This window comes from Sulfurivermis fontis (genome assembly GCF_004001245.1).
Taxonomy (GTDB): Bacteria; Pseudomonadota; Gammaproteobacteria; order Thiohalomonadales; family Thiohalomonadaceae; genus Sulfurivermis; species Sulfurivermis fontis.
Genome location: NZ_AP018724.1, coordinates 272,247 through 298,657 on the forward strand (window position 1 = coordinate 272,247; position 26,411 = coordinate 298,657).

The following is a 26,411-nucleotide window of genomic DNA, read 5'->3' on the forward strand; positions in this document are numbered from 1 at the left end:
GGAACGATTTATCGCACGAGTACGCGTGCGCTGCAAAGAGGAAATTGCCGCGCAGAGTGGGTAGGCAGTGATTCACGCACCAACAGCGCGCACATGCACGCCGCAGCGGCGCAAAGGTCTGGGGCCGGAGGCATTGTGGGTCGGGCTGAAGTCCGACCCACAGGTGGGGTGCGGCGTCCCGTCAGGTCCGGAAATGCGCCACCGCCTGTTGCAGTTGCTGCGCCAGCTCCTGCAACTGCGCGGCGGCCGCGGCGGTCTGTTCGGCGGTGGCGTTGTTGGCCTCCGCCATGCGCGCAATGGCCTCGACGTTGGCTGCCACCTCGTCGCTGGCGGCACTCTGGGCGTGGGTGGCGTCGGCGATTTCGTGCACCTTGCCGGCGGTCTGCTGTGCGCTGGCACCGATGCCCGACAGCGCCTGCTGCACCTGGGTGACCATGCTGACACCCTGCTCGGCCTGGCCGCGGGTCTGTTCCATGCCGGCGACGGTGGCCTCCACTTCGTTGTGAATGGCGTCGATGAGGCCGCTGATCTCGCTGGTGGCCTGCTGGGTGCGGGCGGCGAGGGCGCGCACCTCGTCGGCCACCACGGCGAAGCCGCGGCCGTTTTCGCCGGCACGCGCCGCCTCGATGGCGGCGTTGAGCGCCAGCAGGTTGGTCTGTTCGGCGATGCCGCGGATCACCTGCACGATGCCGCCGATCTGGCTGGAGCGTTCGTTGAGGGTGTCGACCAGGCGTGAGGAGTTGGCCACCGATTCGGCGATGCGTTCCATCTCGCGCGCCGCCCCCTGCGTCACCTGCGCGCCTTCGGCGGCACGCTCCAGGTCCGCGGCGGCGAGACGGCGCGTCTCGCTCGCCAGTTCCGCCACCTGACCGATGCTGGTGGTGAGCTGTTCCACCGACGAGGCTACGGTGGCGGCACTGTCCATCTGCTGGCGCGAGCTGTGCGCCATTTCATCCGAGCTGGACGAGAGTTGGCTGACGGTGGCGCCGAGCCGCTCGGCATCGTTGCGGATGTGTTCGACGATCTTGTGCAGCGAACCGATCAGGGTATCGAACACGCGGGAGATTTCGCCGATCTCGTCGCGCCGATCACTTTCGTAGCGGCTGGTGAGGTCAAACTCGCCGCTCTCCGCGGCCATGGCCTGGATGGTGCTGGTGAGATGGCCCAGCGGCCCGACGATATAGCGGTTGACTACCCAGACGAACAGCAGGAAGGCGGCCAGGCCCGAAATGGCGCCAATGACGATCATGATATTGCGCAGTTCGGCGAGCGGTTGCAGCAGTTCATCCGCCTCCTGTTCCACCACGATGGTCCAGCGCGAATCGTAGAATGGCATGGATGCACCCAGCATCATCTTGCCCGTCGGGCCCTCGTAGAAACCCATCGCCTCGCGGCAGCCGGTGGTGCAGCCGGCGTTGGTGACGTAGGTGCCGTCCTTGCCGCACATGATGTTGATGCTGCGATCCTGCTGCGTCACCCGCCAGGGAAACTCGCTGCCGCGCAGTTTGAGCAGGGCGTCCGGGCGCACCCGCGATTCGGTGAGCATGATGTTGTCGGTGTTGACGATGTAGTAGTCGAAGGTCTTGCCCACGCCGGCCAGGTAGAAGGCGCCCATGTCACCGGCCAGGTTGCCGATCTCGCCATTGACGATGAGGGTGAGCATGCGTGCATCGGCGTGCACGTAGACCGTGCCGCCGGCGATGGGCGCACCAAAACTGAGCACCGGTACCTCGCCATCGCGCCAGACGTCGGAATAGCCGTGGGTGAGATCGATGTTCTGTGTCCACGCCCGACCTTCCCGCGCCGGGTCCGACGACAGGGCGATGCGCCCGTCGCGTACCACGTCGATGGCGTGATACACCTGCCAGGTGGGGATGCGGCGCTTGCCGGCCTGGATCTCCTCATGGAAGGGATGCTGCTTCAGATCGAAGCCGTCGGTTTCGATCACTGCACGCAGGTAGCGGCGTGTCGCCGTGCCGTCGGCCTCCTGCACCAGCACGGCCAGCTGTTGGGCGAATTTCTCGTTCTGGTCCAGAAAGCGGATTACGCCCTGTTGCTTGGCGTCGACGAAGTTCATCAGGCCGCCGAGGGCGTTGCGCACCTCCAGCCAGTAGATTTGCTGGTAGAAATACAGTGTGCCCGCGGCCATCACCGGCAGGAATACTGCCGCGGCGACCAGGGTAATCTTCCATTTGATCTTCAAGTCGGCGAAACGCATCCGATTCCCCTCCGATTGGTATGCGCAGTTTTTATGATGTGAATATAAACGCCACACTTAGGGTGGCTGGTGTGAAGCGCTTATGCAATGGACATGCCGCGCGGGAGGGAATATGCCGCGGGAAGATTGTGGATTTTATGCGGAGCGCGTTACCGAACCGTGACGGCTCCGGGTGGGGACGGTGCGACTCGGTAACCATCGGTAGTGATGGCCGCGCACGGCCACGATGAAAGCGCCGAGTTACGGTGTGCGCCCATGCCGATGCTGCCCGTCGTGTCCCGGCGGCTCGCGCCAGCGCACGGTGCGGGTCATGGGTTCCGGTTGCAGGGTGGCGTGGTGGATATCGAAGCGTTCGGCCAGCAGGGCGTGGCTCGCCTCCATGACGCCCTCCCAGCGGGCGATGTCCTGCACCACCAGGTGCGCGGTGAGCAGGGTCTCCCCCGCCTTGACCTGCCAGATGTGCAGGTCGTGCACCGAGCCCACGCCGGGCACGGCGGCCAGCGCCCGGCCGACCTCTTCCGGATCGATATCGAACGGCGCGCCCTCCATCAGGCCGTGCAGGGTCTCGCGCAGCAGGCGCAGGCTGGAGAAGAGGATCAGTGCGCCGATGGCCAGCGACAGCAGCGGGTCGATGGGGGTCCAGCCGGTGAAGGCGATGACCAGGCCGGAGAGCAGGGCCGCCACCGAGCCGAGCAGGTCGCCCATGACATGCAGCAGGGCGGCGCGGGTGTTGAGGTTCTGTTCCCCGCGGGAAAGCAGCCAGGCCACCAGCAGATTGATGCCCAGGCCGATGGCGGCGGTGAGCGAGACCGCCTCGCCCTGCACCGGCTGCGGCGTCTGCAGGCGCTCCACGGCGGAGACGGTGAGCCAGGCCACCAGCGCCAGCAGGGCCAGGCTGTTGATCAACGCGGCGAGAAATTCGGCGCGGCCCAGGCCGTAGCTGTGGCGGGACGAGGTCTGCCGGCGCGCCAGCCAGGCCGCGCCCGCGGCCAGGGCCAGGGCGGCGGCATCGTTGACCATGTGGCCGGCATCGGCCACCAGGGCCAGCGAGCCGGCCCACAGACCGACCCCGGCCTCGACGGCGGCATAGCCCAGGGTGAGCAGGGTGGCTATGAGCAGGGTATTGCCGCTGCCGCCGTGGGCGTGATCGTGGTGGTGGTGGCCCATGGGTTCAGTTCTCGTGGGTGAAGGTTGTGTGCAGCCAGGTTTCGATTTCTTCCGTGCGCCGCAGGCCGCGGAGCATGACCTGTCCATTAAGTAGCACCGCCGGCGTCTGCGCGTAGGGGATGCCCAGCGCCTCGGCGTCCTTGCGGATCTCCAGTTCCAGCCGCAGGCCCGCCCCGGCGGCGGCGCAGTGCAGGCGTTTTTCCATGCGCAGCAGCGGTTCGCCGCTGCCGACCAGGGTCAGGGCCAGCGTCGGGGCGCCGGGTGACGGCGAGGCACAGGCGGACATGGCGCTCAGGACGTCTTGCGCCGCAGTACGCCGCGCAGCTCCGTGCCGGGGGCGATGGTGTTGTACACCGTGCCGAACTTGCGCACGTTGTCATGCAGCCGTTCCAGGCGTGAGTCGGGCTCGTCGCTGTCGACGATGATCTCGTAGCTGATGGATTCCATCTTCGGCGGCATGTCCTGGCGCACGCCGTCCAGGCGCACCTCCACCCCGCGCAGCTCGAAGCCGATGATCGGCGTGACCCGCTCGATGCCCTTGATGATGCAGGCGGAGAGGGCGGCCAGCAGCAGCTCCGCCGGATTGAAGGCGTGCGGGTCGCCGGCGAGATCGGTGTCGAGGTGCAATTCCGCCTGCTTGCAGCGGGCGCGGCTGCCCCCGTCGGCAAGTTGTACGGTCTCGACGTGAAAGCTCATCTTGGTCTTTTCCATGGCTTGTTCTCTGCCCGGTCCCCGGGGCGTTGTCGTCAGGTGTTCGGTCGGCAGCGGGTGGTCTCGTCGACCAGCGTGTCGGTCTTGCGGCAGGCGGCGCATTGGCAGCCCAATACCTCGACGTGGTGCATGGCCTTGTGTCCTATCAGACACCCCCGCCGCTGAGCCAGCCGTCGACCGTATCCCGGGACGGTACGCCGCCGGCATGCACCACCTTGCCGTCGATGACCACGCCGGGCGTCGACATCACGCCGTAGCTCATGATTTTCTGTATGTCTTCCACCTTCTCCAGCGCGACCTCGACGCCCTTGGCCTTGGCCGCTTCCTCGATCAGCTTGAGGGTGGTCTTGCAGTTGGCACAGCCGGTGCCCAGTACCTTGATGTTCTTCATCGCCTGTTCCTCGCTCAGTGAAAAATCAGCCGCCGCAGCAACTGCCGCCCTTGCCGCTGCCCATCAGCTTGCTGGCCGGGCAGAAGCCAGTGAAGGTGGCCTGGAAGGCCATGATGCCGACGAAGCCGGCCAGCCACAGCCAGGTGGGCGCCAGCAGGTTGGCCTGCCCGCTGAAGTGGGTCAGCGCCAGCGAGATCAGTACCATGACGGAAATCATCCGCGCCATGACGTTGCCTTTCATGCAGTTTTTCTCCTGTGGTTAAAGCATAGTTTTCCGTTACAGCACGGCATTGAACAGATAGCCCACCAGCAGGATGCCGGCGGCCACCACGCCCGCGAAGGTGGCGATGAGGCGCGGCTTGAGCACCTTGCGCAGGATGATCATCTCCGGTGCGGACAGGGCGATGACGGCCATCATGAAGGCCAGCACCGTGCCGAGCGCCGCGCCCTTGCCCATCAGCGCCTCGACGATGGGGATGATGCCGGCCGCATTGGTGTACATGGGCACGCCGATGAGCACCGCCGCCGGCACCGACCACCACGGCGCGTCCTTGCCCATGATCGAGGCCATGAAATCCTCCGGCACGTAGCCGTGGATGCCGGCGCCGAGGGCGATGCCGGCGAGGATGTAGGGCCACACCTTGCCGACGATCTCGCGCACATGGTGGAAACCGTTGTCGATGCGCTCGCCCCAGCCCATCTCTGCGTTGACTGCCGCCGTCGGCGTCGCGGTGTTCTGCATGGCGCGCACCCAGTCTTCCAGATGGTGTTCCATGCGCAGCTTGCCGATCACCAGGCCGGCGACGATGGCCACCAGCAGCCCCAGCCCCAGGTAGAGCGCCGCCACCTTCCAGCCGAACATGCCGAACAGCAGCGCCAGCGCCACCTCGTTGACCATCGGCGCCGAGATCAGGAACGAGAAGGTCACCCCCAGCGGCACGCCGGCCTGCAAAAAGCCGATGAACAGCGGCACCGCCGAGCAGGAGCAGAACGGCGTGACGATGCCCAGGGAGGCGGCCATGGCGTTGCCGCTGCCCAGGCGCCGGCCGGAGAGCAGGGCGCGGGTGCGCTCGGGGGAGACGAAGGTGTGCACGATGCCCATCACGAAGACGATGCCGGTGAGCAGCAGCAGCACCTTGGGCGTGTCGTAGAAGAAGAATTGCAGCGCGCTGCCCAGATGGCTGTCACGCGCCACCGGCAGCGCGGCCACCAGCGCCTCGGAGGCCGGGACCAGGGCCTGGTAGAGCAGAAACCACACCACGGCGGCCAGGGGCAGGAACAGCAGCGGCTGGGCGCTGGGCCAGTTTTTCAGTCGGGCGGCAAGGGCTTGCATGGTCGGCTCTCCTCATTCGATGCGGGCGGAAAGGGGCTCGCAACGGAGGAGACGAACGACGGGGCAAAAGGATGCAGTTTATTTGGCCGCGGGGCGGTGTGCGGCGACGAACTCTCCTTCGAATCGCGCGCACAGGCGGCCGGCGCTGTGCACCTCCGCGTGCAGGGTGAGGCGGGCGCGGCCGCGCCGGGCCAGGGTGCGGGCGAAGCGCGCCCACGCCGCGTCATCGTCGTCGCAGCGGCACACCGCCTCGGCTGCGTCCGGCATGGGGTGCAGGTAGTGCATGGTGTTGTGCTGGATGACGATTTGACACGGCTTCCCGTCCGCCGCCAGGCGCAGGTGCAGCAGGCTCCAGGTGGCGAGGATCGCCAGGGTGTTGGCGCTGCCGCCGAACACGGTGTTCATGTGGTTGGCGTTGGGCGCCAGCGGCATGGCGAGCACCGTGCAGGCGGGGTCGGCCTGCCGCACCGCTAGCTGCATGGCGCGGGACAGCGGGATGTCGCGGTAGAGCGACTCGCGTAACTCGTCGGTAGTCATGCTCCGGCGCGGCGTACCGTGGGCAGCCACTGTTCGATCTGCCGGCGCAGCTGGTCGCGCACCTGGCGGTAGGCCGCCGTCACCGCCGCGGTGGGGCCGCTGACGTCGGCGGGGTCGGCGCATTCCCAATGCAGGTTGGCGTGGTCGCGGGGAAAGGCCAGACAGCTTTCCTTGGTCTCTTCGCACAGGGTGATGACGTAGTCGAACTGCATTGCTTCGTAATCGTCGATGTGGGGTGTGGGCAGGCCGGCGATGTCGATGCCGATCTCCTGCAACGCAGCGATGGCCTGCGGTTGCGGCGCCGCGGCCTCCAGTCCTGCGCTGTGCACTTCGAAGTCGCTGCCGCCGAGATGGCGCAGCAGGCCGGCGGCCATCTGGGAGCGGGCGGCGTTGCCGTCGCAAATGAACAGTACGCGCAGGGGAGTGGGCATGGTGGGCTCCGTGGTGTCGGTGTGGTTCAGTGTAGCCATTAACCGCCGCTTGGCGTGCGCGGCACGAAGCAGCATACCTTGCCCGCCGCGTCGAAGCGCACCTGGCAGGCGCTGGTGAGGTGTTCGCGCAGGCGCTTGCGCGCGCGCTGCACGCGGGACTTGGCGCCGGGCAGGGTGAGGCCCTTGCGCCGCGCATACTCTTCCTGGGTCAGCCCTTCCAGGTCACACAGCGTGAGGTCCTCGCGATCCTCCGCCGACAGTTCGGCCAGGGCACGCGGCAGGCACTCGGCCAGGGTCTCCACCGGCACCGGCTCGTCCGTTGCGGCGACCAGGTCGTCGGGCAGTTCCACCTGCTCCTTTTTCAGGCGCAGGCGATCGGCCACGGCGTTGCGCGCCACCTCGAACAGCCAGGCGCGGGCGTTGGCGATTTCGCAGAACTTCCGTTCCTGGCGCATGGCCTTGAGGAACAGCTCTTGCACCATGTCCTCGGCGTCGTGGGGATTGCGCAGCCGGCGTTGCAGCCAGGCGCGCAGCTCGGCCTCGTGCTGGTGCCAGGCGGTCATCACGCAGTTCATGGTGGCCCTTCCCCGGCGACGCCGCTGCACGCCGGGCTGGCCGCCAGCGGCGTGTAGCCGATGAGTGCGTCGGCGTGATCGAAATGGTAGCGGCAGCAGTGCTGGAACTCCTGTTGCAACAGGTTGCGTGCGCGCTGCACCCGCGACTTGGCGCCCGACAGGCCGATGTTCTGGCGCGCGGCGATCTCCTGCTGCGGCACGCCGGCCAGGTCCCACAGCAGGGCGGCCCGATACTGCTCGGGCAGCCGCGCGGCCAGCGGCGCGATGCACGGTTCCAGGGTGCGCAGCGCGGCGGCGCGGTCGCCGTCGTCCGCCGCCAGCGCGTCGTCCACCTCGACCTCGTCGCGCCGGGCGCGATAGTGGTCGACGACGAGGTTACGGGCGGTGCGCAGCAGCCAGGCGCGCAGCTGTGCCGGCGTTTCGGTCTGCGGCGGCGTGCGATGCAGGCGCAGAAAGGTTTCCTGCACCAGGTCTTCGGCCAGTTCCACGCTCGGCAGCCGGCGGCGCAGGTAGCGGTAGACGCTGGCGCGGTGCTGTTGCCAGGCGGCGGCGGTGAGTGCGGTGCTCATTGGGCGATCCAGAGGAGGTAGAGGGCGGCGGCGATGACCAGTACTCCGCAGGCCTGGCGCAGGCGCTGGGTGCCCTGGCTGCGCCCGCTCCAGTCCAGGTAGCGCCGCACCAGTCCGGTGGCGGAGCCGGCGGCCACGATCACCGCGCAATGGCCCACGCCATAGGCCAGCAGCAGCGCGGCGGAAAACAGCGGCGTGGTGGCGGCGGTGCCGAAGGCCACGCCCAGCACCGGCGCCATGTAGGCGAAGGTGCAGGGGCCGAGGGCGATGCCGAACACCAGGCCCAGCAACAGCGCCGGCAGCAGGCCCCGGCCCTTGATTGGCACGCTGCCGGGGGCGGACCAGGGCGCGGGGATCACGTCCAGCAGATACAGCCCCACCAGCAGGAATACCGCGGCGACCAGGTAATAGGCCCAGGCCCCCAGGTCGCCGGCGATGCGGCCGAGCGCCGCGGTGATCACGCCGATGACGGCAATGGTGATCAGGATGCCGAGGGCGAACAGGCTGGCGAGGGCGACGGCACGGCGGGTGCCGACGTTGCCCTGGCCGTTGATGAAGCCGACGATGAGGGGGATGCCGGCGAGATGGCAGGGACTGAGCAGCATGCTGGCCACGCCCCACAGCGCCGCGGCGGCCAGGGCCCACAGCGGCGCCGCGCCCAGGCCGCTGTTGAGGGCTTCAAACAGGCCCTGGATCATCGGGTTGCCTCAGTGACGCCGAAATCGTAGCCCAGCTCCTGCCACTTGCCGAGGATCTGCTCGCGCGAATAGAAGCCCTCATGGCGGAACAGCTCGCGCCCCTGCGCATCGAAGAATATCTGCGTCGGGATCACGCGCATGCCGTATTGCTTGCCGGCATCCGGGTGCAGCCACACGTCGATGAAGTGCACTTCGAAGCGGCCGGCGAAATCCTCCCGCAGCTGATCGAGGATCGGCGCCATCATGCGGCAGGGGATGCAGGTGGTGGCGCCGAGGTCGACCAGCTGGGGCAGTGCGGTGGCGGGGGTGTTTACCGCCGTCGTTTCGTTGCGCGGCTTCAACACCAGCACGGCGGCGACGGCGAGCAGCACCGTCGCGACCACGGCAATTCGGCGCTTGTTGTCCATCAGCGGCATTACAGCCAGGAATCGACCTTCTTGCGATCCGGTACGCCGCCGGCATGGACCACCTTGCCGTCGACCACCACGCCCGGCGTGGACATCACGCCGTAGCTCATGATCTGGCCGAGGTCTTCCACCTTTTCCAGTTCCACGGCCACGCCCTTCTCTTCGGCCGCCTTGCGGATCAGTTCGTAGGTGGTCTGGCAGTTGCGGCAGCCGGTGCCGAGTACCTTGATGTTTTTCATGGCAGATATCCTTTATCGGATTCAGCAGCAGGACTGGCCGCTCTTGGTGGGGGTGCAGCCGCAGGCCTCGGCCGGCGCTGCGGCGACGCTGAAGGTGGGCTTTACCTGCGCGGCCTTTTCGTCGAAGGCGGCATCCAGTTGCTGCGCCGCTTCATCACGGATGTGGCGGGCGATCTCGATCACCGCGGCAATCTGGTGTTCCGGCACCTTCATGTCGCGCAGGCGCTGCAATTGGCACTGACCCATGGCCGGATGCTTGGCGGCGATGCCGGCGGCCAGCGAGATCATGGCGACGATGGAGGAGTGCAGTTGCGGTTGTTCGTTCATGGAAGGTTCCTCATATGTGGCTGTGCACGGCGCACCTGCGGCTTACGTCAGCAGGTTGAAGCCCCAGCCGACCAGGATGAAGGCCACGGCCAGGACACCGGAGAAGGCCGCCAGGCCCGGCCATTTGATCACCTTGCGCAGGATGATCAGTTCCGGCAGCGACAGGGCGGCGATGCTCATCATGAAGGCCAGGGTGGTGCCGACGGCGACGCCCTTGCCCAGCATGGCCTCCGCCACCGGGATCACGCCGGTGGCGTTGGAATAGAGCGGAATACCGAGCAGCACGGCGCCGGGGACGGCCAGCCAGTTGTCCTTGCTGCCGAGATGTTCGGTAACCCAGCCTTCCGGCACGTAGCCGTGGAACAGGGCGCCGACGGCGATGCCGGCGACCACCCACTTCCACAGCCGGCCGACGATCTCCTTCACCTCGTTCCAGGCGTAGCGGTGCCGCCCGGCCAGCGAGGTGTCCGGTTCCGGCAGGGCCACCTGGCCCATGTGGATCTTCCACACGTAATCCTCCACCCAGCGCTCCGGCTTGAAGCGCTCCATGACGATGCCGCCGACGTAGGCCACGGTGAGGCCGGCGGCGACATACATCAGGGTCAGTTCCCAGCCGAGGATGCCGATGAGGATCACCACCGCCACCTCGTTGATCATCGGCGAGGCGATGAGGAAGGAGAAGGTGACGCCCAGCGGGATACCGGCCTCGACGAAACCGATGAACAGCGGCACCGAGGAGCAGGAGCAGAACGGCGTGATGGCGCCCAGGGTGACGGCGGTGCTGCGTGCCAGCCATTTGGGTTTGCCGCGCACGTAGTCACGCACCTTCTCCGGCGACAGCAGCGCACGCAGCAGGCCCATGACGTAGATGATCACCACCAGCATGACGAAGATCTGCGCCGTGTCCATGACGAAGAAGTGCAGCGCGGCACCGAGGCGGCTGGACGGGTCGAGCCCCATCCACTGGTAGACGATCAGATTGGCGAGTGCAGCAAACATGGCGTGTGATCAGTCGGTTGGTGGGGATCGGTAATTACAGTGCGTAATCCGCGTCGTAAGGTTCGTTACCCATCACCGTCGGCAGGGTCAGCTCATTGCCCCAGTGCGACCAGCCGCCGTTGTACAGGCGCACGTCCTTGTAGCCCAGGCTCCTCAGCTGCATCCAGGCCAGGCCCATGCGGAAGCCGTCGTGGCAGTAGATGTACACGGTGCTGTCCTTGGGTATGGACTGGTACATGGCGGCGAGGCGCTCGGCGTCGTGCCACTTCTGGCTCTGCGCGTCGGTGCCGTCCAGGCTCACCACGTTGATGGCGCCGGGGATGTGGCCGCCCTGGATGGAGTGGCGGATCACCTCGCCGGTGTACATGTCGTGCGGACGGGCATCGAGCAGCACCACCTTGGGATCGCGGCGCGACACCACGTCGTCATAGACGTCGGTCCATTCCACGTACAGCTTCTTGTCGGCGTCCTTCAGGGTGACGTTGCCGGGCTTGCGCTTGACCGGGTCGGTGGACAGTTCGTTGAAGGCGCTCCACTCGTTGGTGCCGCCTTCCAGCACCTTGACGTTCTTCATGTCGTAGCCGTACAGGGCGAGCAGATAGTACAGGCGCGAAGCCAGCGCGGTGCGCGAGTCGTCATAGATGACGATGAGGGAATCGTTGTTGATGCCCCAGCGGCGCAGGGTGGCCTGGAAGGCCGCTTTGGTGGGGAAGCGCATGATGGGCGAGCCGTGATTGTCACCCAGGTCCTTGAAGCGCTGCACTTGCACGGCGCCTGCGATATGGCCGACGGTGTAATAGCGGTGCGGGTGGTAGCGCACCTCCAGCACCACGGTCCTGGGATCGTTGATGTGTTCTTCCAGCCAGGCGGCATCGACCAGGAAGTCGCGTGCCAGCACCGCTTGGGTGAGAGTGAACAGGCAGAGCGCCAGCAAGAGTTTCGTCAAGGTACGCATGTAAGGTTCTCCGTTATGTCAGGGCGTAATGGCCACAGTATGCAGATGATGCCGGACGCAGTTTCATTCCATGCGCTGCGGACGTTCGTACCAGTCCTTGCTGGCGTTGACGATCTTCACCACCGACAGCATCACCGGCACCTCGATCAGCACACCGACCACGGTGGCGAGCGCCGCGCCGGAGTTGAAGCCGAACAGGGCGATGGCGGCGGCCACGGCCAGCTCGAAGAAATTGCTGGCGCCGATGAGCGCCGAAGGCCCGGCCACGCAGTGCGCCACCTTGAACTGGCGGTTGAGCAGGTAGGCCAGGCCGGAGTTGAAATACACCTGGATCAGGATCGGCACCGCCAGCATGGCGATGATCAGCGGCTGCGCCAGGATCTGTTCGCCCTGGAAGCCGAACAGCAGCACCAGGGTGGCGAGCAGGGCGATGAGCGAGACGGGATGCAGGCGCTTGAGCAGTGCGTCCAGCGCCGCCTGGCCGCCATTGCGCAACACGCGGCCACGCCACCACTGGGCGAACAGCACCGGGATCACGATGTATAGCAGCACCGACAGCAGCAGCGTGTTCCACGGCACGGTGATGGAGGCCAGCCCGAGCAGCAGGCCGACGATGGGGGCGAAGGCGAACACCATGATCACGTCGTTGAGGGCCACCTGGGTGAGGGTGAAGTGCGGCTCGCCCTTGGTGAGATGGCTCCACACGAACACCATCGCCGTGCATGGCGCGGCGGCGAGGATGATCAGGCCGGCGATGTAGCTGTCGTGCTGATCGGCGGGCAGGGCGTCGGCGAACACGCCGCGGATGAAGATCCAGGCCAGCAGCGCCATGGAGAAGGGCTTCACCGCCCAGTTGATGAACAGGGTGACGCCGATGCCGCGCCAGTGCTCCTTCACATGCGACATGGCGGTGAAGTCGATCTTGAGCAGCATGGGAATGATCATCAGCCAGATGAGCAGTGCCACCGGCAGGTTGACCTGCGCCACCTCCAGGCCGCCGATGAAGTGGAACGGCGCGGCGAAGAAATGGCCCAGCGTGATGCCGGCAAGAATGCACAGAAACACCCACAGCGTCAGATAACGCTCGAATACGCCCAGCGGACTGCCGGCGGCCTTCTTGGCGGTGGTTTCACATTGTGCGGACATGGGAACTCCAGAATTTCAAAAGCGTTAAACGCAAAGGCGCAAAGGGCGCCAAGAGCGCAAAGGTTTTGTGTGCGTTTGGCTGTAGGGCACTTGCAGCATTCGGGATACCCATTCCACGGCAGGATCCGGTTCCCTCATAAGCAATAGACACTTTGCGCTCTTCGCGTCTTTGCGTTGAAATCTTTTGACTTGCATGGCGGCCTAGCGCTGCTCGAACTCGACGTAAGTGCGGCTGATGTTGGTGCGGTGCCAGCCGTCGTAGTGTTCCAGGTGTTTGAACTGCGGCGCGTCGCCCAGGCGCTCCACCACCTCGTCCAGCGGTTCCCAGGCGGCCACCGCGGCGCTGATTTCATCGGTGAGAAAATCCAGATAGTCGCCGGTGTCGCGCCGCGCCTTGGCCATGTCGCACACGCTGCCGTGACCGGGGACGACGCGCTGTGCGCCGAACTGCTCCAGCCGGCGGAAGGCGTCGCGCCAGGCGGCGGTGCGGGTGTCGGGCAGCACGCCGAGCATGCGGTCGACGTAGACCAGGTCGCCGGTGAAGACGATCTTGTCCTGCGGCAGCCACAGCGCGGCATCGCCGGTGAAGTGGCCGCCGCCCAGCCAGTGCAGCTCGAAGTTCACACCGCCCAGGGTGAAGGCCGCGTGATCGCCGGCGAGCGGCGCCGGGGCGTGGAAAGCTTCCGTGCCGTCGAAGCGGTCCCGCAATGTTTCCCTGAGCGCCGCCATCTGCTGTGCGGCGAAGCTGCGCTGGCCCTGCACCGTGCGTTGCAGGGCGATCACTTCGGCGCCGCGCGCCGCGAAGTATGCGTTGCCCAGCCAGCGGTGGTCCTGGATGCCGACATTGATCACCCAGCGCACCGGTTGCTTGGTTACCCGGGCGATGCTCTGCTCGATGAGCTGCGCGCCGCGGTTGGACGAGCCGGAGTCGATCAATACCACCCCGGCGTCGGTGACCACGAAGCCGACGTTGTTGTTGAGACCGTAGTTGTCATAGGTGCGCGGCCCGATGGGGCCGACCAGCGCCCACACGCGCTCGTTCACCTGCACCGTCTGCAAGGCAAAATCGCCGGCGAAGGCCGGCAGGGACAGACACAGCAGCAACAGGGCACGGAACACTTGGTTCATCTCCATAAACAGTCAAAGTCAAAAGCCTTCAACGCCAAGACGCGAAGGGCGCCAAGGGCGCAAAGTTTCTCGTGCGGTTGTGGGAGCCCGGCTCCGCCGGGCGATGGGCCTGTCCGCATGCCGCCATCGCCAATGTGGCCCCTCACAACAGAACCCTTCGCGTCTTGGCGTTTGACGCTTTGGCCGTTAATTCTTGCCGGCCAGTTCTTCCACCAGCGCGCGCACGCGTTCGCGGATGTCGTCGCGGGCGGCGCGGAACACGGCCATGATCTCCTCTTCCGTGCCGGTGGCCTTGGCCGGGTCGTTGAGCGGCCAGTGGATCTTGCGGATGGTGGCGGGCAGGGCCGGGCAGTGTTCGTCGGCATGGCCGCAGACGGTGACCACCACGTCGGCGGCGTCGATCATCGCCTGGGTGACCTTGGTCGATTCCTGGCCGGAGATGTCGATGCCGGCCTCGGCCATCACCTTGATGGCGCGCGGGTTCTTGCCATGGGCCTCGATGCCGGCGGACTGCACTTCGATGCGGCCGGCGCCGAAGTGTCTGCCCCAGCCTTCGGCGATTTGCGAGCGGCAGGAATTGCCGGTGCAGAGGAACAGCAGGTTGAGTTTCTTGCTCATCGTTGTTTCCACATTGATTAAGGGAGGAAAATCATTGATTTCTATTGGGTCCGCGAATGAACGCGAATGGACGCCAATCAGTCCCCTCCAGGTGCGCTAGGCGAGGTGAGCGCCTCCAAGTATTCGCGTCCATTGGCGTTTATTGGCGGACTCCAGCATTTCATGCGCAACAGGCAGCGCCGGGACGGTTGGGCATGTCCGCCAGCGCCTGCCGGTCGGTGGCGTAGGGTGCCTGGCCGGCGACGCCGTCGGTGGTGATGCGCAACACTTCGCGTGCCCACGCGGGCAGTTCCGGGTGCAGGCGGTAGTAAACCCACAGGCCCTGGCGGCGGTCGGTGACGATGCCGGCCTCGCGCAGCTGGGCCAGGTGGCGGGAAATCTTGGGTTGGGACTCGCCCAGGGCGTGGGTCAGTTCGCACACGCACAGCTCGCCCTCCCGGTGCAGCAGCAGCAGGCAGCGCAGGCGGGTGGGGTCGGCGAGGGCGCGAAACAGGGCTTCGGTGGAGAGTGACATGGGCAAAACATACGCCTAAGCATATATATGGTCAAGCGTATATTTGGCCAAGGTACGGGATACGAGGGGTGAATGGGGGCATGTGGCTGCGCTACTTCGCCCGCGGAGCCGGCTCCTACAGGCGCTTCCTTCGTGCGCGCAGCGCACGCCTTCCTCGTATCTCGCTCCTTGTACCTCGTCCCTGGCCGTTCGCGCTGGAGGCGGGGCGGCCCCATCCGGTATAGTAGCCGCCTGTTTTCCTTGCTATTCCGCCCATGAAAACCCTACACGTCGACCTGGGGGCGCGCAGCTACCCCATATATATCGGCCCCGGCCTGCTGGGCCGTGCCGACCTGGTATTGCCCCACCTCACGGGCACGCAGGTGATGATCGTCAGCAACGAGACGGTGGCGCCGCTGTACCTGGAGCGCACCCTGGCGGCCTTCAAGGGCATCCGCACCGAGGCGGTGATCCTGCCCGACGGCGAGCAGTACAAGACCCTGGAAACGGTCAACACTATCTTCGACGCCCTGCTGTCCCACCGTTTCGACCGCAAGTGCACCCTGGTGGCCCTGGGCGGCGGCGTGGTGGGCGACATGACCGGCTTCGCCGCCGCCTGCTACCAGCGCGGCGTGTCCTTCATCCAGATCCCCACCACCCTGCTGTCGCAGGTGGACTCCTCGGTGGGCGGCAAGACCGGCGTGAACCATCCGCTCGGCAAGAACATGATCGGCGCCTTCCACCAGCCGCGCTGTGTGCTGGCCGACACCGACACCCTCAACACCCTGGACGAGCGCCAGCTGCGCGCCGGCATCGCCGAGGTGATCAAATACGGCCTGATCAACGACCCGGAGTTCTTCGCCTGGCTGGAGCAGAACATGAACGCGCTGCTCTCGCGCGAGCCGGAGGCGCTGAGCTATGCCATCGAACGCTCCTGCCGCGACAAGGCGGCCATCGTCGCCGCCGACGAGACCGAGGGCGGCGTGCGCGCCCTGCTCAACCTGGGGCACACCTACGGCCACGCCATCGAAACCGGCATGGGTTACGGCGAGTGGCTGCACGGCGAGGCCATCGCCGCCGGCATGGTGATGGCGGCGCAGCTGTCGCAGCACCTGGGCTGGATGGCGACCGATGACGTGGCGCGGGTACGCAACCTGATCCAGGCCGCCGGCCTGCCGGTGCAGGCGCCGGCGGAGCTGGATGCCGCCCGCTTTCTGGAACTGATGGCGGTGGACAAGAAGGTGCTGGCGGGCAAGCTGCGGCTCATTCTGCTGCGCGGCATCGGCCAGGCAGTGATCAGCGACAGCGCGACGCCGGAACAGATCAGTGCCGGCATCGACCTGCACCGCAGTGGTAGCTGATGAATCAGTGGTAGGGTAAGCGCACCGCATCCACCAAGCAGACAGGTACGAGGGACAAGATACGAGATACGAGGAAGGGGTGCGCTCTGCGCACGGCCAATTTCGATACGCTACGAGCGTAGCGAGCTCATCCCTCGCAGCTCGTCCCTTGTATCTCGTACCTCCGTTTCTACTGTTGTCGAATCATGAGGTAACGGGATGAGCAATCTGGCCCCCTACGCAGCCGTCTGCACCCGCTCTCGCGGCCGCCGTCTCCCCGAACCCGCCCCGCAGTACCGCAGCGAATTCCAGCGCGACCGCGACCGCATCGTGCATTCGTCCGCCTTCCGCCGCCTGGAGTACAAGACCCAGGTGTTCGTCAATCACGAAGGCGACATGTTCCGCACCCGCCTGACCCACTCCATCGAAGTGGCGCAGATCGGCCGCGCCATCGCCCGTGCGCTGCATCTGAACGAGGACCTTACCGAGGCCATCAGCCTGGCCCACGACCTCGGCCATACCCCCTTCGGCCACGCCGGCCAGGACGCCCTCAACGAGTGTATGCGCGATTACGGCGGCTTCGAGCACAACCTGCAATCGCTGCGCGTGGTGGACGAACTGGAGGACCGCTATGCCGAGTTCCGCGGTCTCAATCTCACCTTCGAGACGCGCGAGGGCATCCTCAAGCATTGCTCGCTGGAAAATGCGCGCCAGCTCGGCGAACTGGGGCAACGTTTTCTGGAGAAAGGCCAGCCCAGCCTGGAGGCGCAGATCGCCAACATCGCCGATGCCATCGCCTACAACAATCACGACGTGGACGACGGCCTGCGCGCGGGGCTGCTGACGGTGGAGCAGCTGTGCGAGGTGGAGCTGTTCGCGGCGCAGCATGCCGCCGTGCGCCAGGCCTACCCCGACCTCGACGGCCGCCGCCTGATCCACGAAATCATCCGCCGCATGATCAACCGCCAGGTGGTGGACCTGCTGGAGACCAGCCGCCGTCTCATCGACGAGGCCGCCCCGGCCGATATCGACGCGGTGCGTGCCCAAAGCGAGCCGCTGCTGCGCTTCAGCGAGGCGATGCAGCAGCAGCACCAGACCCTCAAGCGCTTCCTGCGCGTCAATCTCTACCAGCACTACCGCGTGCACCGCATGACGGTGAAGTCGCAGCGCATCGTGCGTGACCTGTTCGGCGCCATCTTCGACGACCCGCGCCTGCTGCCGGTGCCGCACCAGCACAACGTCGCCGTGCTGGAACAGCGGCACGGCCCCGCCGGCCGCGCCCGCGCCGTGGCCGACTACATCGCCGGCATGACCGACCGCTACGCCATCGCCGAACACGGCAAGCTGTTCACGCCCACCGAGCTGACATGACGGAAGGCACGAGATACGAGGGGTTACGCGGGGCGAACCCGCGGCGCCCTGGCTGTAGCGGATAAACGCTGCTACGGGGCGAGCCCGTCGCTCCCCCTGGTTTGTGAAGCGAGCGCCCACCAACACACCTTTTGGTGGTCACCATCCCTCCGCAGCACCACATCTTGTGCGCTTATTGGCGTTTCTACCTTGAGAAATCAGCGTCTTGGCGGCATACTTTCGCCCAATCACGGGCAGCCCTTGCGGGGGCTGACATAACAACACACAGGGAACCCGCGTCATCGGCACATGCGTATCTACATGCAGACACCCGTCACCGATGACAGCCCGCCGCGCTACTACCACCTGTTTCTGCAGGAAGACCTGCTCGGTGGCTGGAACGTGGTGCGTGAATGGGGTTTCCAGGGGGCTTCCGGGCGCATGGTGCGCGACCATTTCGCGACCCGGGAGGCGGCCGAGTCCGCCATCATCAGCGGGCGTGATGCGCAGCTCAAACGGGGATATCGCGTGATGTTCATGCAGGGTGAGGAGCGACCCAGATGATGCGGGCCCTACGCCGTAACAAGGACCCGCTGGCTGCCCCGCCCTATCTTTCCCGTTACAAACTGCGCGAGAGCCCCTTCGCCAACGGTGCCCGTTTCTTCTACGCCGACCCCGAGCGCGCGCAAACCCTCAACATGCTGCAACACCTGACCCAGTACAGCGAGGAGCTGTTGCTGGTGACGGGGCCGGCCGGCAGTGGCAAGAGTACCCTGCTGGAGCAGTACCTGACGCGCGCCGACGAGGACTGGAAGGTGTGCCGCGTCAGCGCCACCGAAACGCCCGACCCGGGCCAGTTGTTTCTCGCCGCCGCCCGTTGCTTCGGTCTGCACACCGATGGTGTTGCTTCCGACGCCCTGCTCGGTGCGTTGCAGGAACACCTCAACCGCCTGCAGCAGACCATGACGCCGGTGCTGGTGGTGGACGATGCCGACCGGCTGTCCGACGACGCCCTGGAGATCGTGGTGCGCCTGGCCGAACTGCCCGGCGAGCACGGCAAGCTGGTGCGCGTCATCCTGTTCGCCGACAGCGCCATCCTGCCGCGTTTCGACAGCGCCCGCTTCGCCTCCGGACCGCGCCCGCACCGCCTCGACCTCAAACCGCTGGACGAGGCGCAGACCATCGCCTATCTGCAACACCGTCTGGCCACCGCCGGTTTCGCCGGCGGACCGCTGTTCCTGCCGCGCGACCTGAAGCGCATCCACAAGCAGTCGCTGGGCTGGCCCGGCGGCATCAACCTACAGGCCCATGAGGTTCTGATGAGCAAACGCAGTGGCAGCAGCATTCCCTGGCCCTATGTCGTCGCCGCACTGGCGGTGGCGGCCGCTGCCGGTACCTGGCTGCAGTTCTCCGGCGGGGACCATGTACCGCCGGCCGGCGTCACTCCGCCTCCGTCGCCGGTGGCGGCGGCGCCGGAACGGCCCATCGTGCGCTATGCCGAACCGACGGGGGCGGCGCCGTCGGCGCTGACGGTGCGCAGCGGCGAGACGGTACAGATCACCTGCCTGGCACCGACGGTCGCCGAATCCCCCCGGCCGTTGCCGCAGCCGATGCTGCGTGAAGTGGCCCCCGTCGCTGAGCCGCCGGCCGCACCTGCGGCCCCCGTTGCAGCGATGACCGTTCCCGCGGAGCCCGCCCCTGAACCCGCACCCACGGAGCCGGGCACCGCGCCGCCGGTGGAGGCGCCGGTCGCCGAGCCTGTGGCCCCGTCCGCCCCCGTCGAACCGCCCGCTGCGGCCGAACCCGCCGTCCCGGTGGAAGCGGTTCCCGCTGTGCCGACACCCGTCATCGAGCGGGTCGAGCCGGACCCGGCCCCGGGCAGCCGCCAGGCGCAGACCCTGACCCTGCACGGCAGGCATTTCACGCCGGACAGCCGGGTCACCGTGAGCTGGCGCGGCCGGCGCAAGACCCTGGCGGCCGGGCAGGTCCGGGTGCTGGACGGCGAACGCATCGCCATCACCGTCACCACCGGCACCACCCCGGATACCTGGTCGGTGGTGGTGGCCGGGGCCGATGGCCGGGCCTCGGCACCGTTCCAGTTCAAGGTCGCCGCGCCGGTCAAGGCGGCGGCTGCACCCGCAGCCCTCCCTGCCGCCGCCCCGGCGCCGGCAGCGGCCCAGCCGGCCGTGGCCGGGTTCCGTGATGCCGCCTGGTTGCGGGCGCAGGCGCCGCGCCATTTCACTGTGCAACTGGTGGGGGCCGGCACGGAGGAGGCGGTGCGTGCCCATCTGCGCGGCTACGATGTGCGTGGTGATATCGCCCTGATCACCGTGCAGCGCGACGGCAAGCCCTGGTTCGTGCTGTTCTGGGGCAATTTCGCCGAGCGTGCCGCCGCCGAGCGTGCCGTGGCCGCCCTGCCGGCGCCGCTCAAGCGGGTGTCGCCCTGGATCCGCCCCTTTGCCGACGTGCACGCCGAGCTGAACGCCGGGGTCGCCAGGTAGGCGAAGCGTATTCGCGGTACGGTGCCGGGCTCGAGTGCCGTCCGCGAATGCGCGTCGCTGCGCCCCCGCCTTTTCCGCCAGCGAGTGAAGCCCCGCTAACCTCCCGTCCCGCATGGCTTCTTTGCATTGAACCTCCCCCCCGAGGGCAGTATACTTCTTGACCCTTTTTGCCCGGGGTCCGGGCAAATCGTCATTTTTCGCCCGGTTTTCCGCGAGAACCTCACTTAAGACTTGTGGCCGTGAACGACAGACAAGAGATGCTTGGCGGGCTGTACCGCCCCGAATTCGAGAAGGACAACTGCGGCTTCGGCCTCATCGCTCATATGGACGGCGCCGCCAGCCACTGGCTGGTGGACACCGCCATCGGGGCGCTGGCGCGCATGACCCACCGTGGCGCCATCGCCGCCGACGGCAAGACCGGCGACGGCTGCGGCCTGCTGATGAAGAAGCCCGACGCCTTCATGCGCGCCGTGGCGGCAGAGCTGGGCTTCACCCTCACCGACAACTATGCCGTGGGCATGGTGTTCCTCAACCAGGATGCCGCGCTGGCCGACAAGGCGCGCCGGCAGCTGGAGCAGGAAGTGGCGCAGGAAGGTTTGCAGGTGGCCGGCTGGCGCGTGGTGCCGACCGATAGCAGCGCCTGCGGCGCCGAGGCGCTGAAGACCCTGCCGCGCATCGAGCAGATCTTCATCAATGCCGCCGCCGGCATGGACGAGGCCGCCTTCGAGCGTCACCTGTACATCGCGCGCCGCCGCACCGAAAAGGCCATCGAGCCCACTGACCCGGTGTTCTATCTGCCCAGCTTCTCCAGTCGCGTGGTGTCCTACAAGGGCCTGGTGATGCCGGCCTATCTGCCGGTGTTCTACACCGATCTGAACGACGCGCGTCTGGCCTCGGCACTGTGCGTGTTCCATCAGCGCTTCTCCACCAACACCTGGCCGCAGTGGCGCCTGGCGCAGCCGTTCCGCTATCTCGCCCACAACGGCGAGATCAACACCATCCAGGGCAACCGCTACTGGTCGGTGGCGCGCGGCCACAAGTTCGAGACGCCGCTGATCCCCAACATGGACGACGTGCGCCCGCTGGTGTCCATGACCGGCTCCGACTCCAACAGCCTGGACAACATGCTGGAAGCGCTGCTCGCCGGCGGTATGGACATCTTCCGCGCCATGCGTCTGCTGGTGCCGCCCGCCTGGCAGAATGTGGAGACCATGGACCCGGATCTGCGCGCCTTCTATGAATACAACTCCATGCACATGGAGCCGTGGGACGGCCCGGCCGGCATCGTGCTGACCGACGGCCGCCACGCCGCCTGCACCCTGGATCGCAACGGCCTGCGCCCGGCGCGCTGGGTGATCACCCGTGGCGAGAATGCCAAGGCTCCGGAGAGCGGCGACTACCGCGGCTGCATCATCACCCTCGCCTCCGAGATCGGCGTGTTCGATTACCAGCCGGCCGACGTGGTGGCCAAGGGCCGTCTCAAGCCGGGCCAGATGCTGGCGGTGGATACCCTCGCCTGCAAGCTGCTGCTGCCGCAGGACGTCGACACCATGCTCAAGGGCCGTCAGCCCTACAAGCAGTGGATGAGCGCGCATGTCAAGCGCCTGGAGTCGGAGCTGAACGAGGCCGCCAACGGCGCCGAACTGGCGCAGGACGCGCTCGATGTGCACCAGAAGATGTTCCAGGTCAGCTTCGAGGAGCGCGATCAGGTGCTGCGCCCGCTGGCCGAGGCCGGCCAGGAGGCCATCGGCTCCATGGGCGACGACACACCGATGGCGGTGCTGTCCACCCGCGTGCGCTCGCTGTACGACTACTTCCGCCAGCAGTTCGCCCAGGTCACCAATCCGCCCATCGACCCGCTGCGCGAAGCCATCGTCATGTCGCTGGAGACCTGCTTCGGCCGCGAGAAGAATCTGTTCCAGGAAACGCCGGAGCATGCCGCCCGCCTGCTGGTGGATTCGCCGGTGCTGTCGCGCGGCAAGTTCGCCCGCCTGCTGGCCCTGGATGGCGCCGATTACGCCCATGCGCGCATCGATCTGAACTACGCCAAAGGCACCGACCTCAAGACCGCCATCACCGCCGTATGCGACCAAGCCGTCGCCGCCGTGAAGGCCGGCAAGGTGATCATCGTGCTGTCCGATCGTGCCCTGGCCGCGGACAAGCTGCCGATCCATGCCCTGCTCGCCACCGGCGCGGTGCACCACCGCCTGATCAAGGAGGGCCTGCGCTGCGATGCCAACATCGTGGTGGAGACCGGCACCGCGCGTGACCCGCACCACTTTGCGGTGTTGATCGGTTACGGCGCCACCGCCGTCTATCCGTACCTGGCCTACGAAGTGCTGCACGACCTGGTGCGCAGCAACGAGATCAGCGGCAAGGAGCCGGCCAAGTTGATGGAGTCCTATCGCAAGGGCATCAACAAGGGCCTGTACAAGATCATCTCCAAGATGGGCATCTCCACCATCGCCAGTTACCGCGGCGCGCAGCTGTTCGAGTCTGTCGGCCTGCACGAGGACGTGGTGGAGCTGTGCTTCAAGGGCACCACCAACCGCCTGTCCGGCACCCACTTCGCCGATCTGGAAAGCGATCAGCAACTGCTGGCCAAGGAGGCGTGGAATCCGCGCAAGCCGATCCAGCAGGGCGGCCTGCTCAAGTATCTGCACAACGGCGAGTACCACGCCTACAACCCGGACGTGGTGCAGGCGCTGCACAAGGCGGTGCGCAGCGGCAAGTACGAGGATTACCTGGAATACGCCCGCCATGTGAACGAACGCCCGGTGGCGATGCTGCGCGACCTGCTCAAGCTGCGCGGCGACCTCAAGCCGATCCCCATCGACGAGGTGGAATCGGAAGAGGCGATCCTGAAGCGCTTCGACTCCGCCGGCATGTCGCTGGGTGCGCTGTCGCCCGAGGCGCACGAGGCGCTGGCCACGGCGATGAACCGCCTCGGCGGCCGTTCCAACTCCGGCGAGGGGGGTGAAGACCCGGCGCGCTACGGCACCGAGAAGATGTCGAAGATCAAGCAGGTGGCCTCCGGCCGCTTCGGCGTCACCCCGCACTACCTGGTCAATGCCGAGGTGCTGCAGATCAAGATCGCCCAGGGCGCCAAGCCCGGCGAGGGCGGCCAGCTGCCCGGCGACAAGGTGGACAAGCTGATCGCCAAGCTGCGCTACGCCATGCCCGGTGTGGCGCTGATCTCGCCGCCGCCGCATCACGACATCTACTCCATCGAGGACCTGGCGCAGCTGATTTTCGATCTCAAGCAGGTCAATCCGCAGGCGCTGGTGTCGGTGAAGCTGGTGGCCGAGGCCGGTGTCGGCACCATCGCCGCCGGCGTGGCCAAGGCCTATGCCGACCTGATCACCATCTCCGGCTACGACGGCGGCACCGGCGCCAGCCCGCTGGCCTCGGTGAAGTACGCCGGTTCGCCGTGGGAGCTGGGCATGACCGAGACCCACCAGATCCTGCGTGCCAACGACCTGCGCGACAAGGTGCGGGTGCAGACCGACGGCGGCCTGAAGACCGGCCTCGACGTGGTCAAGGCGGCGATGCTCGGCGCCGAGAGCTTCGGCTTCGGTACCGGCCCGATGGTGGCACTGGGCTGCAAGTTCCTGCGCATCTGTCATCTGAACAACTGCGCCACCGGCGTCGCCACCCAGGACAAGGTGCTGCGCTCCGAGCACTTCATCGGCCTGCCCGAGATGGTGATGAACTACTTCAAGTTCATCGCCCGCGAGACGCGCGAGTGGATGGCCCGGCTCGGCGTGCGCACCATGGAAGAACTCATCGGCCGCACCGACCTGCTGGAGATCATGCAGGGCACCACCCCCAAGCAGCAGCGCCTGAACCTGCAGCCGCTGCTGTCCGACGGCGGCGTGCCGGCGGACAAGCCGCGCTTCTGCACCGCGCCGAAGAACCAGCCCTTCGACAAGGCGGAGCTGGCCGAGCAGATGGTGCGCGACTGCCTGCCCGCCATTGAAGGCAAGACGGGCGGCGAGTTCCATTACGCGGTGAAGAACGTCAATCGTTCCATCGGCGCGCGCCTGTCCGGCGAGATCGCCAGACGTTACGGCAATCTGGGCATGAGCGACGCCCCCATCACCCTGCGCCTCACCGGCACCGCCGGCCAGAGCTTCGGCGTGTGGAACGCCGGCGGCCTCCACATGGTGCTGGAGGGCGATGCCAACGACTACGTCGGCAAGGGCATGGCCGGCGGCAAGCTGGTGATCTACCCGCCCAGGGGCAGCGTGTTCAAGACGCAGGAAACCAGCATCATCGGCAACACCTGCCTGTACGGCGCCACCGGCGGCACGCTGTACGCCGCCGGCCTGGCCGGCGAGCGCTTCGCCGTGCGCAACTCCGGCGCCCATGCGGTGGTGGAAGGCGTCGGCGATCATGGCTGCGAATACATGACCGGCGGTGTGGTGGCGGTACTGGGCCAGACCGGCCTCAACTTCGGCGCCGGCATGACCGGCGGCTTCGCCTACGTGCTGGATCTCGATAACGGCTTCGTCGATCGCTACAACCACGAACTGATCGACATCCATCGCGTCGGCACCGAGAAGACCGAGGCCCACCGCGCCCATCTGCGCCAGATGATCGAGTCCTTCGTGGCCGAAACCGGCAGCGCCTGGGGTCAGCACATCCTCGACAACTTCGCCGACATGGTGGGCAAGTTCTGGCTGGTGAAGCCCAAGGCCTCGGAGATCGACAGCCTGCTGGGCACGCTGTTGAGCGCGGCGTAACTGATACGGGATTAACGAATAGTCATGGGTAACGTTTTCCAATTTCTGCAAGTGCCGCGCATCGATCCGGAGAAGAAGGCCGTCGAGGTGCGCATCAAGGAATACGCCGAGATCTACGGTCAGTTCGACAAGGACGCTGCGGCTTCCCAGGCCGACCGCTGTCTGGCCTGCGGCAATCCGTACTGCTCGTGGAAGTGCCCGGTGCACAACTACATCCCGCACTGGCTCAAGCTGGTGGCGGAAGGCAATATCACCGAGGCGGCCGAGCTGTCGCACCGCACCAACTCGCTGCCGGAGATCTGCGGCCGCGTCTGTCCGCAGGACCGCCTGTGCGAGGGCGCCTGCACCCTGAACGACGGCTTCGGTGCGGTGACCATCGGCGCGGTGGAACGTTACATCTCCGATACCGCCTTCGCCCAGGGCTGGCGCCCGGACCTGTCGCGTGTCAAGGACAGCGGCAAGCGCGTGGCGGTGGTCGGAGCCGGTCCCGCCGGCCTCGGCTGCGCCGACGTGCTGGCGCGCAACGGCGTCAAGGCGGTGGTGTACGACCGTCACCCGGAGATCGGCGGCCTGCTCACCTTCGGTATCCCCGAATTCAAGCTGGAGAAGACCATCGTCAAGCGTCGCCGCGAGGTGATGGAAGGCATGGGCATCGAGTTCCGTCTCGGCGTCGAGGTGGGCAAGGATGTGAGCTTCGAGGCGCTGCTGGCTGAATACGATGCCGTATTCCTCGGCATGGGCACTTACAACTACATGAAGGGCGGCTTCCCCGGTGAGGACCTGCCCGGCGTGCACGCCGCGCTGGACTTCCTCATCGCCAACGTCAACCACTGCCACGGCTACGAGAAGAGCCCGGCCGATTACATCAACATGAAGGGCCAGCGTGTCGTCGTGCTGGGCGGCGGCGATACCGCCATGGACTGCAACCGCACCTCCATCCGCCAGGGCGCCAAGAGCGTCACCTGCGCCTACCGCCGCGACGAGGCCAACATGCCCGGTTCCAAGCGCGAGGTGGCCAACGCCAGGGAAGAGGGCGTGCAGTTCCTGTGGAACCGCCAACCGGTGGAGATCGTCGGCGAGGATCACGTCGAGGGCGTCAAGGTGGTGACCACCGAGATGGGCCCGCCCGATGCGCGCGGCCGCCGCACGCCGCAGGTGGTGGCAGGCTCGGAGGAGATCATCCCTGCCGACCGCGTGCTGATCGCTTTCGGTTTCCGCCCCAACCCGCAGCCCTGGTTCGCCCAGCACGGTATCGAGGTGGACGAGCGCGGCCGGGTCAAGGCACCGGCCAACGGCCAGTACAAGTACCAGACCAGCAACGCCAAGGTGTTCGCCGGCGGCGACATGGTGCGCGGCTCCGACCTGGTGGTCACCGCCGTCTGGGAAGGCCGCCAGGCCGCCGAAGGCATCCTGGATTATCTGGCGGTTTAAAGGCGAACGGCGTTAAACGCAAAGACGCGAAGGTCGCAAAGGTGATAATTGCGTCCCCGCCATCGTCGGCGCCCGGTTATGCCGTGCGATGGCGGCAAGCGG

Annotated in this window: 27 protein-coding genes; 6 read left to right on the forward strand and 21 right to left on the reverse strand. The window is 66.6% G+C overall.

The features are described 5' to 3' along the window. Nucleotides 1–181: 181 nt before the first annotated feature. The 21 genes from EP379_RS01380 to EP379_RS01480 form a co-directional block, all read right to left on the reverse strand. Entirely contained in the window at nucleotides 182–2,218 is a 2,037-nt protein-coding gene (locus EP379_RS01380) for a methyl-accepting chemotaxis protein (RefSeq protein ID WP_127475013.1), read from the reverse strand. Nucleotides 2,219–2,458: 240 nt separating this feature from the next. Further along, a complete protein-coding gene (locus tag EP379_RS01385; RefSeq protein ID WP_127475015.1) occupies nucleotides 2,459–3,385 on the reverse strand; it encodes a cation diffusion facilitator family transporter in 927 nt (308 codons plus the stop codon). 4 nt (nucleotides 3,386–3,389) lie between these two features. Further along, complete coding sequence (locus tag EP379_RS01390) at nucleotides 3,390–3,671, reverse strand: thioredoxin family protein (protein ID WP_127475017.1); 282 nt, start codon at nucleotides 3,669–3,671, stop codon at nucleotides 3,390–3,392. A 5-nt stretch (nucleotides 3,672–3,676) separates the two neighbouring features. After that, nucleotides 3,677–4,096, reverse strand: a complete 420-nt coding sequence (locus EP379_RS01395) for an OsmC family protein (RefSeq protein WP_197722832.1) — start codon at nucleotides 4,094–4,096, stop codon at nucleotides 3,677–3,679. Nucleotides 4,097–4,241: 145 nt separating this feature from the next. Further along, nucleotides 4,242–4,487 carry a thioredoxin family protein gene (locus tag EP379_RS01400; protein WP_127475020.1) on the reverse strand — a complete coding sequence of 82 codons (246 nt, stop codon included), beginning with the start codon at nucleotides 4,485–4,487 and terminating at the stop codon, nucleotides 4,242–4,244. Nucleotides 4,488–4,512: 25 nt separating this feature from the next. After that, nucleotides 4,513–4,728, reverse strand: a complete 216-nt coding sequence (locus EP379_RS01405; protein WP_127475022.1) for a YgaP family membrane protein — start codon at nucleotides 4,726–4,728, stop codon at nucleotides 4,513–4,515. A gap of 36 nt (nucleotides 4,729–4,764) precedes the next feature. Continuing rightward, on the reverse strand, nucleotides 4,765–5,820 hold the full coding sequence (locus tag EP379_RS01410; protein ID WP_127475024.1) for a permease: 1,056 nt from the start codon (nucleotides 5,818–5,820) through the stop codon (nucleotides 4,765–4,767). A 78-nt stretch (nucleotides 5,821–5,898) separates the two neighbouring features. Beyond that, nucleotides 5,899–6,357, reverse strand: coding sequence for a YiiD C-terminal domain-containing protein (locus EP379_RS01415; RefSeq protein ID WP_127475026.1), 459 nt, complete (start codon nucleotides 6,355–6,357; stop codon nucleotides 5,899–5,901). Next, on the reverse strand, nucleotides 6,354–6,827 hold the full coding sequence (locus EP379_RS01420) for an arsenate reductase ArsC (protein ID WP_197722833.1): 474 nt from the start codon (nucleotides 6,825–6,827) through the stop codon (nucleotides 6,354–6,356). The genes EP379_RS01415 and EP379_RS01420 overlap by 4 nt, the downstream gene beginning before the upstream one ends. Continuing rightward, on the reverse strand, nucleotides 6,827–7,363 hold the full coding sequence (sigZ, locus tag EP379_RS01425; protein WP_127475028.1) for an RNA polymerase sigma factor SigZ: 537 nt from the start codon (nucleotides 7,361–7,363) through the stop codon (nucleotides 6,827–6,829). The genes EP379_RS01420 and sigZ overlap by 1 nt, the downstream gene beginning before the upstream one ends. Next, entirely contained in the window at nucleotides 7,360–7,932 is a 573-nt protein-coding gene (locus tag EP379_RS01430; RefSeq protein ID WP_127475030.1) for a sigma-70 family RNA polymerase sigma factor, read from the reverse strand. The genes sigZ and EP379_RS01430 overlap by 4 nt, the downstream gene beginning before the upstream one ends. Then, the gene (locus EP379_RS01435) at nucleotides 7,929–8,630 is read right to left on the reverse strand and encodes a cytochrome c biogenesis CcdA family protein (RefSeq protein ID WP_127475032.1); all 702 of its coding nucleotides are present in this window, start codon (nucleotides 8,628–8,630) and stop codon (nucleotides 7,929–7,931) included. The genes EP379_RS01430 and EP379_RS01435 overlap by 4 nt, the downstream gene beginning before the upstream one ends. After that, nucleotides 8,627–9,037 carry a thioredoxin family protein gene (locus tag EP379_RS01440; protein WP_127475034.1) on the reverse strand — a complete coding sequence of 137 codons (411 nt, stop codon included), beginning with the start codon at nucleotides 9,035–9,037 and terminating at the stop codon, nucleotides 8,627–8,629. The genes EP379_RS01435 and EP379_RS01440 overlap by 4 nt, the downstream gene beginning before the upstream one ends. Before the next feature lie 8 nt (nucleotides 9,038–9,045). After that, the gene (locus EP379_RS01445; protein ID WP_127475036.1) at nucleotides 9,046–9,276 is read right to left on the reverse strand and encodes a thioredoxin family protein; all 231 of its coding nucleotides are present in this window, start codon (nucleotides 9,274–9,276) and stop codon (nucleotides 9,046–9,048) included. Nucleotides 9,277–9,297: 21 nt separating this feature from the next. Continuing rightward, nucleotides 9,298–9,603, reverse strand: a complete 306-nt coding sequence (locus EP379_RS01450; RefSeq protein ID WP_127475038.1) for a hypothetical protein — start codon at nucleotides 9,601–9,603, stop codon at nucleotides 9,298–9,300. Between the two features lie 42 nt (nucleotides 9,604–9,645). Continuing rightward, on the reverse strand, nucleotides 9,646–10,602 hold the full coding sequence (locus tag EP379_RS01455) for a permease (protein ID WP_127475041.1): 957 nt from the start codon (nucleotides 10,600–10,602) through the stop codon (nucleotides 9,646–9,648). 34 nt (nucleotides 10,603–10,636) lie between these two features. Beyond that, nucleotides 10,637–11,557 carry a sulfurtransferase gene (locus EP379_RS01460; RefSeq protein ID WP_127475044.1) on the reverse strand — a complete coding sequence of 307 codons (921 nt, stop codon included), beginning with the start codon at nucleotides 11,555–11,557 and terminating at the stop codon, nucleotides 10,637–10,639. Nucleotides 11,558–11,620: 63 nt separating this feature from the next. Continuing rightward, complete coding sequence (gene arsB / locus EP379_RS01465) at nucleotides 11,621–12,655, reverse strand: ACR3 family arsenite efflux transporter (RefSeq protein WP_420824467.1); 1,035 nt, start codon at nucleotides 12,653–12,655, stop codon at nucleotides 11,621–11,623. Between the two features lie 249 nt (nucleotides 12,656–12,904). Beyond that, the gene (locus EP379_RS01470; RefSeq protein ID WP_232023951.1) at nucleotides 12,905–13,837 is read right to left on the reverse strand and encodes an MBL fold metallo-hydrolase; all 933 of its coding nucleotides are present in this window, start codon (nucleotides 13,835–13,837) and stop codon (nucleotides 12,905–12,907) included. Nucleotides 13,838–14,017: 180 nt separating this feature from the next. After that, nucleotides 14,018–14,449 (reverse strand): arsenate reductase (thioredoxin), encoded by a 432-nt coding sequence (arsC, locus tag EP379_RS01475; RefSeq protein ID WP_127475049.1) that lies wholly within the window; start codon nucleotides 14,447–14,449, stop codon nucleotides 14,018–14,020. Nucleotides 14,450–14,609: 160 nt separating this feature from the next. After that, the gene (locus tag EP379_RS01480) at nucleotides 14,610–14,963 is read right to left on the reverse strand and encodes a metalloregulator ArsR/SmtB family transcription factor (protein WP_127475051.1); all 354 of its coding nucleotides are present in this window, start codon (nucleotides 14,961–14,963) and stop codon (nucleotides 14,610–14,612) included. Between the two features lie 254 nt (nucleotides 14,964–15,217). On the opposite strand from EP379_RS01480, the gene aroB reads away from it, so the two are divergent. The 6 genes from aroB to EP379_RS01510 all read left to right on the forward strand — a co-directional run bounded on the left by aroB (nucleotide 15,218) and on the right by EP379_RS01510 (nucleotide 26,309). Beyond that, nucleotides 15,218–16,303, forward strand: coding sequence for a 3-dehydroquinate synthase (gene aroB, locus EP379_RS01485; protein ID WP_127475053.1), 1,086 nt, complete (start codon nucleotides 15,218–15,220; stop codon nucleotides 16,301–16,303). A gap of 198 nt (nucleotides 16,304–16,501) precedes the next feature. Continuing rightward, a complete protein-coding gene (locus EP379_RS01490) occupies nucleotides 16,502–17,653 on the forward strand; it encodes a deoxyguanosinetriphosphate triphosphohydrolase (protein WP_127475056.1) in 1,152 nt (383 codons plus the stop codon). Between the two features lie 288 nt (nucleotides 17,654–17,941). Beyond that, on the forward strand, nucleotides 17,942–18,196 hold the full coding sequence (locus tag EP379_RS01495) for a WGR domain-containing protein (protein WP_127475058.1): 255 nt from the start codon (nucleotides 17,942–17,944) through the stop codon (nucleotides 18,194–18,196). After that, entirely contained in the window at nucleotides 18,193–20,133 is a 1,941-nt protein-coding gene (locus EP379_RS01500) for an AAA family ATPase (RefSeq protein WP_127475060.1), read from the forward strand. Before EP379_RS01495 ends, EP379_RS01500 begins: the two co-directional genes overlap by 4 nt. 257 nt (nucleotides 20,134–20,390) lie before the next feature. Then, nucleotides 20,391–24,878, forward strand: coding sequence for a glutamate synthase large subunit (gene gltB, locus EP379_RS01505; RefSeq protein ID WP_127478791.1), 4,488 nt, complete (start codon nucleotides 20,391–20,393; stop codon nucleotides 24,876–24,878). 24 nt (nucleotides 24,879–24,902) lie between these two features. Continuing rightward, entirely contained in the window at nucleotides 24,903–26,309 is a 1,407-nt protein-coding gene (locus EP379_RS01510) for a glutamate synthase subunit beta (protein WP_127475062.1), read from the forward strand. Nucleotides 26,310–26,411 lie beyond the last annotated feature (102 nt).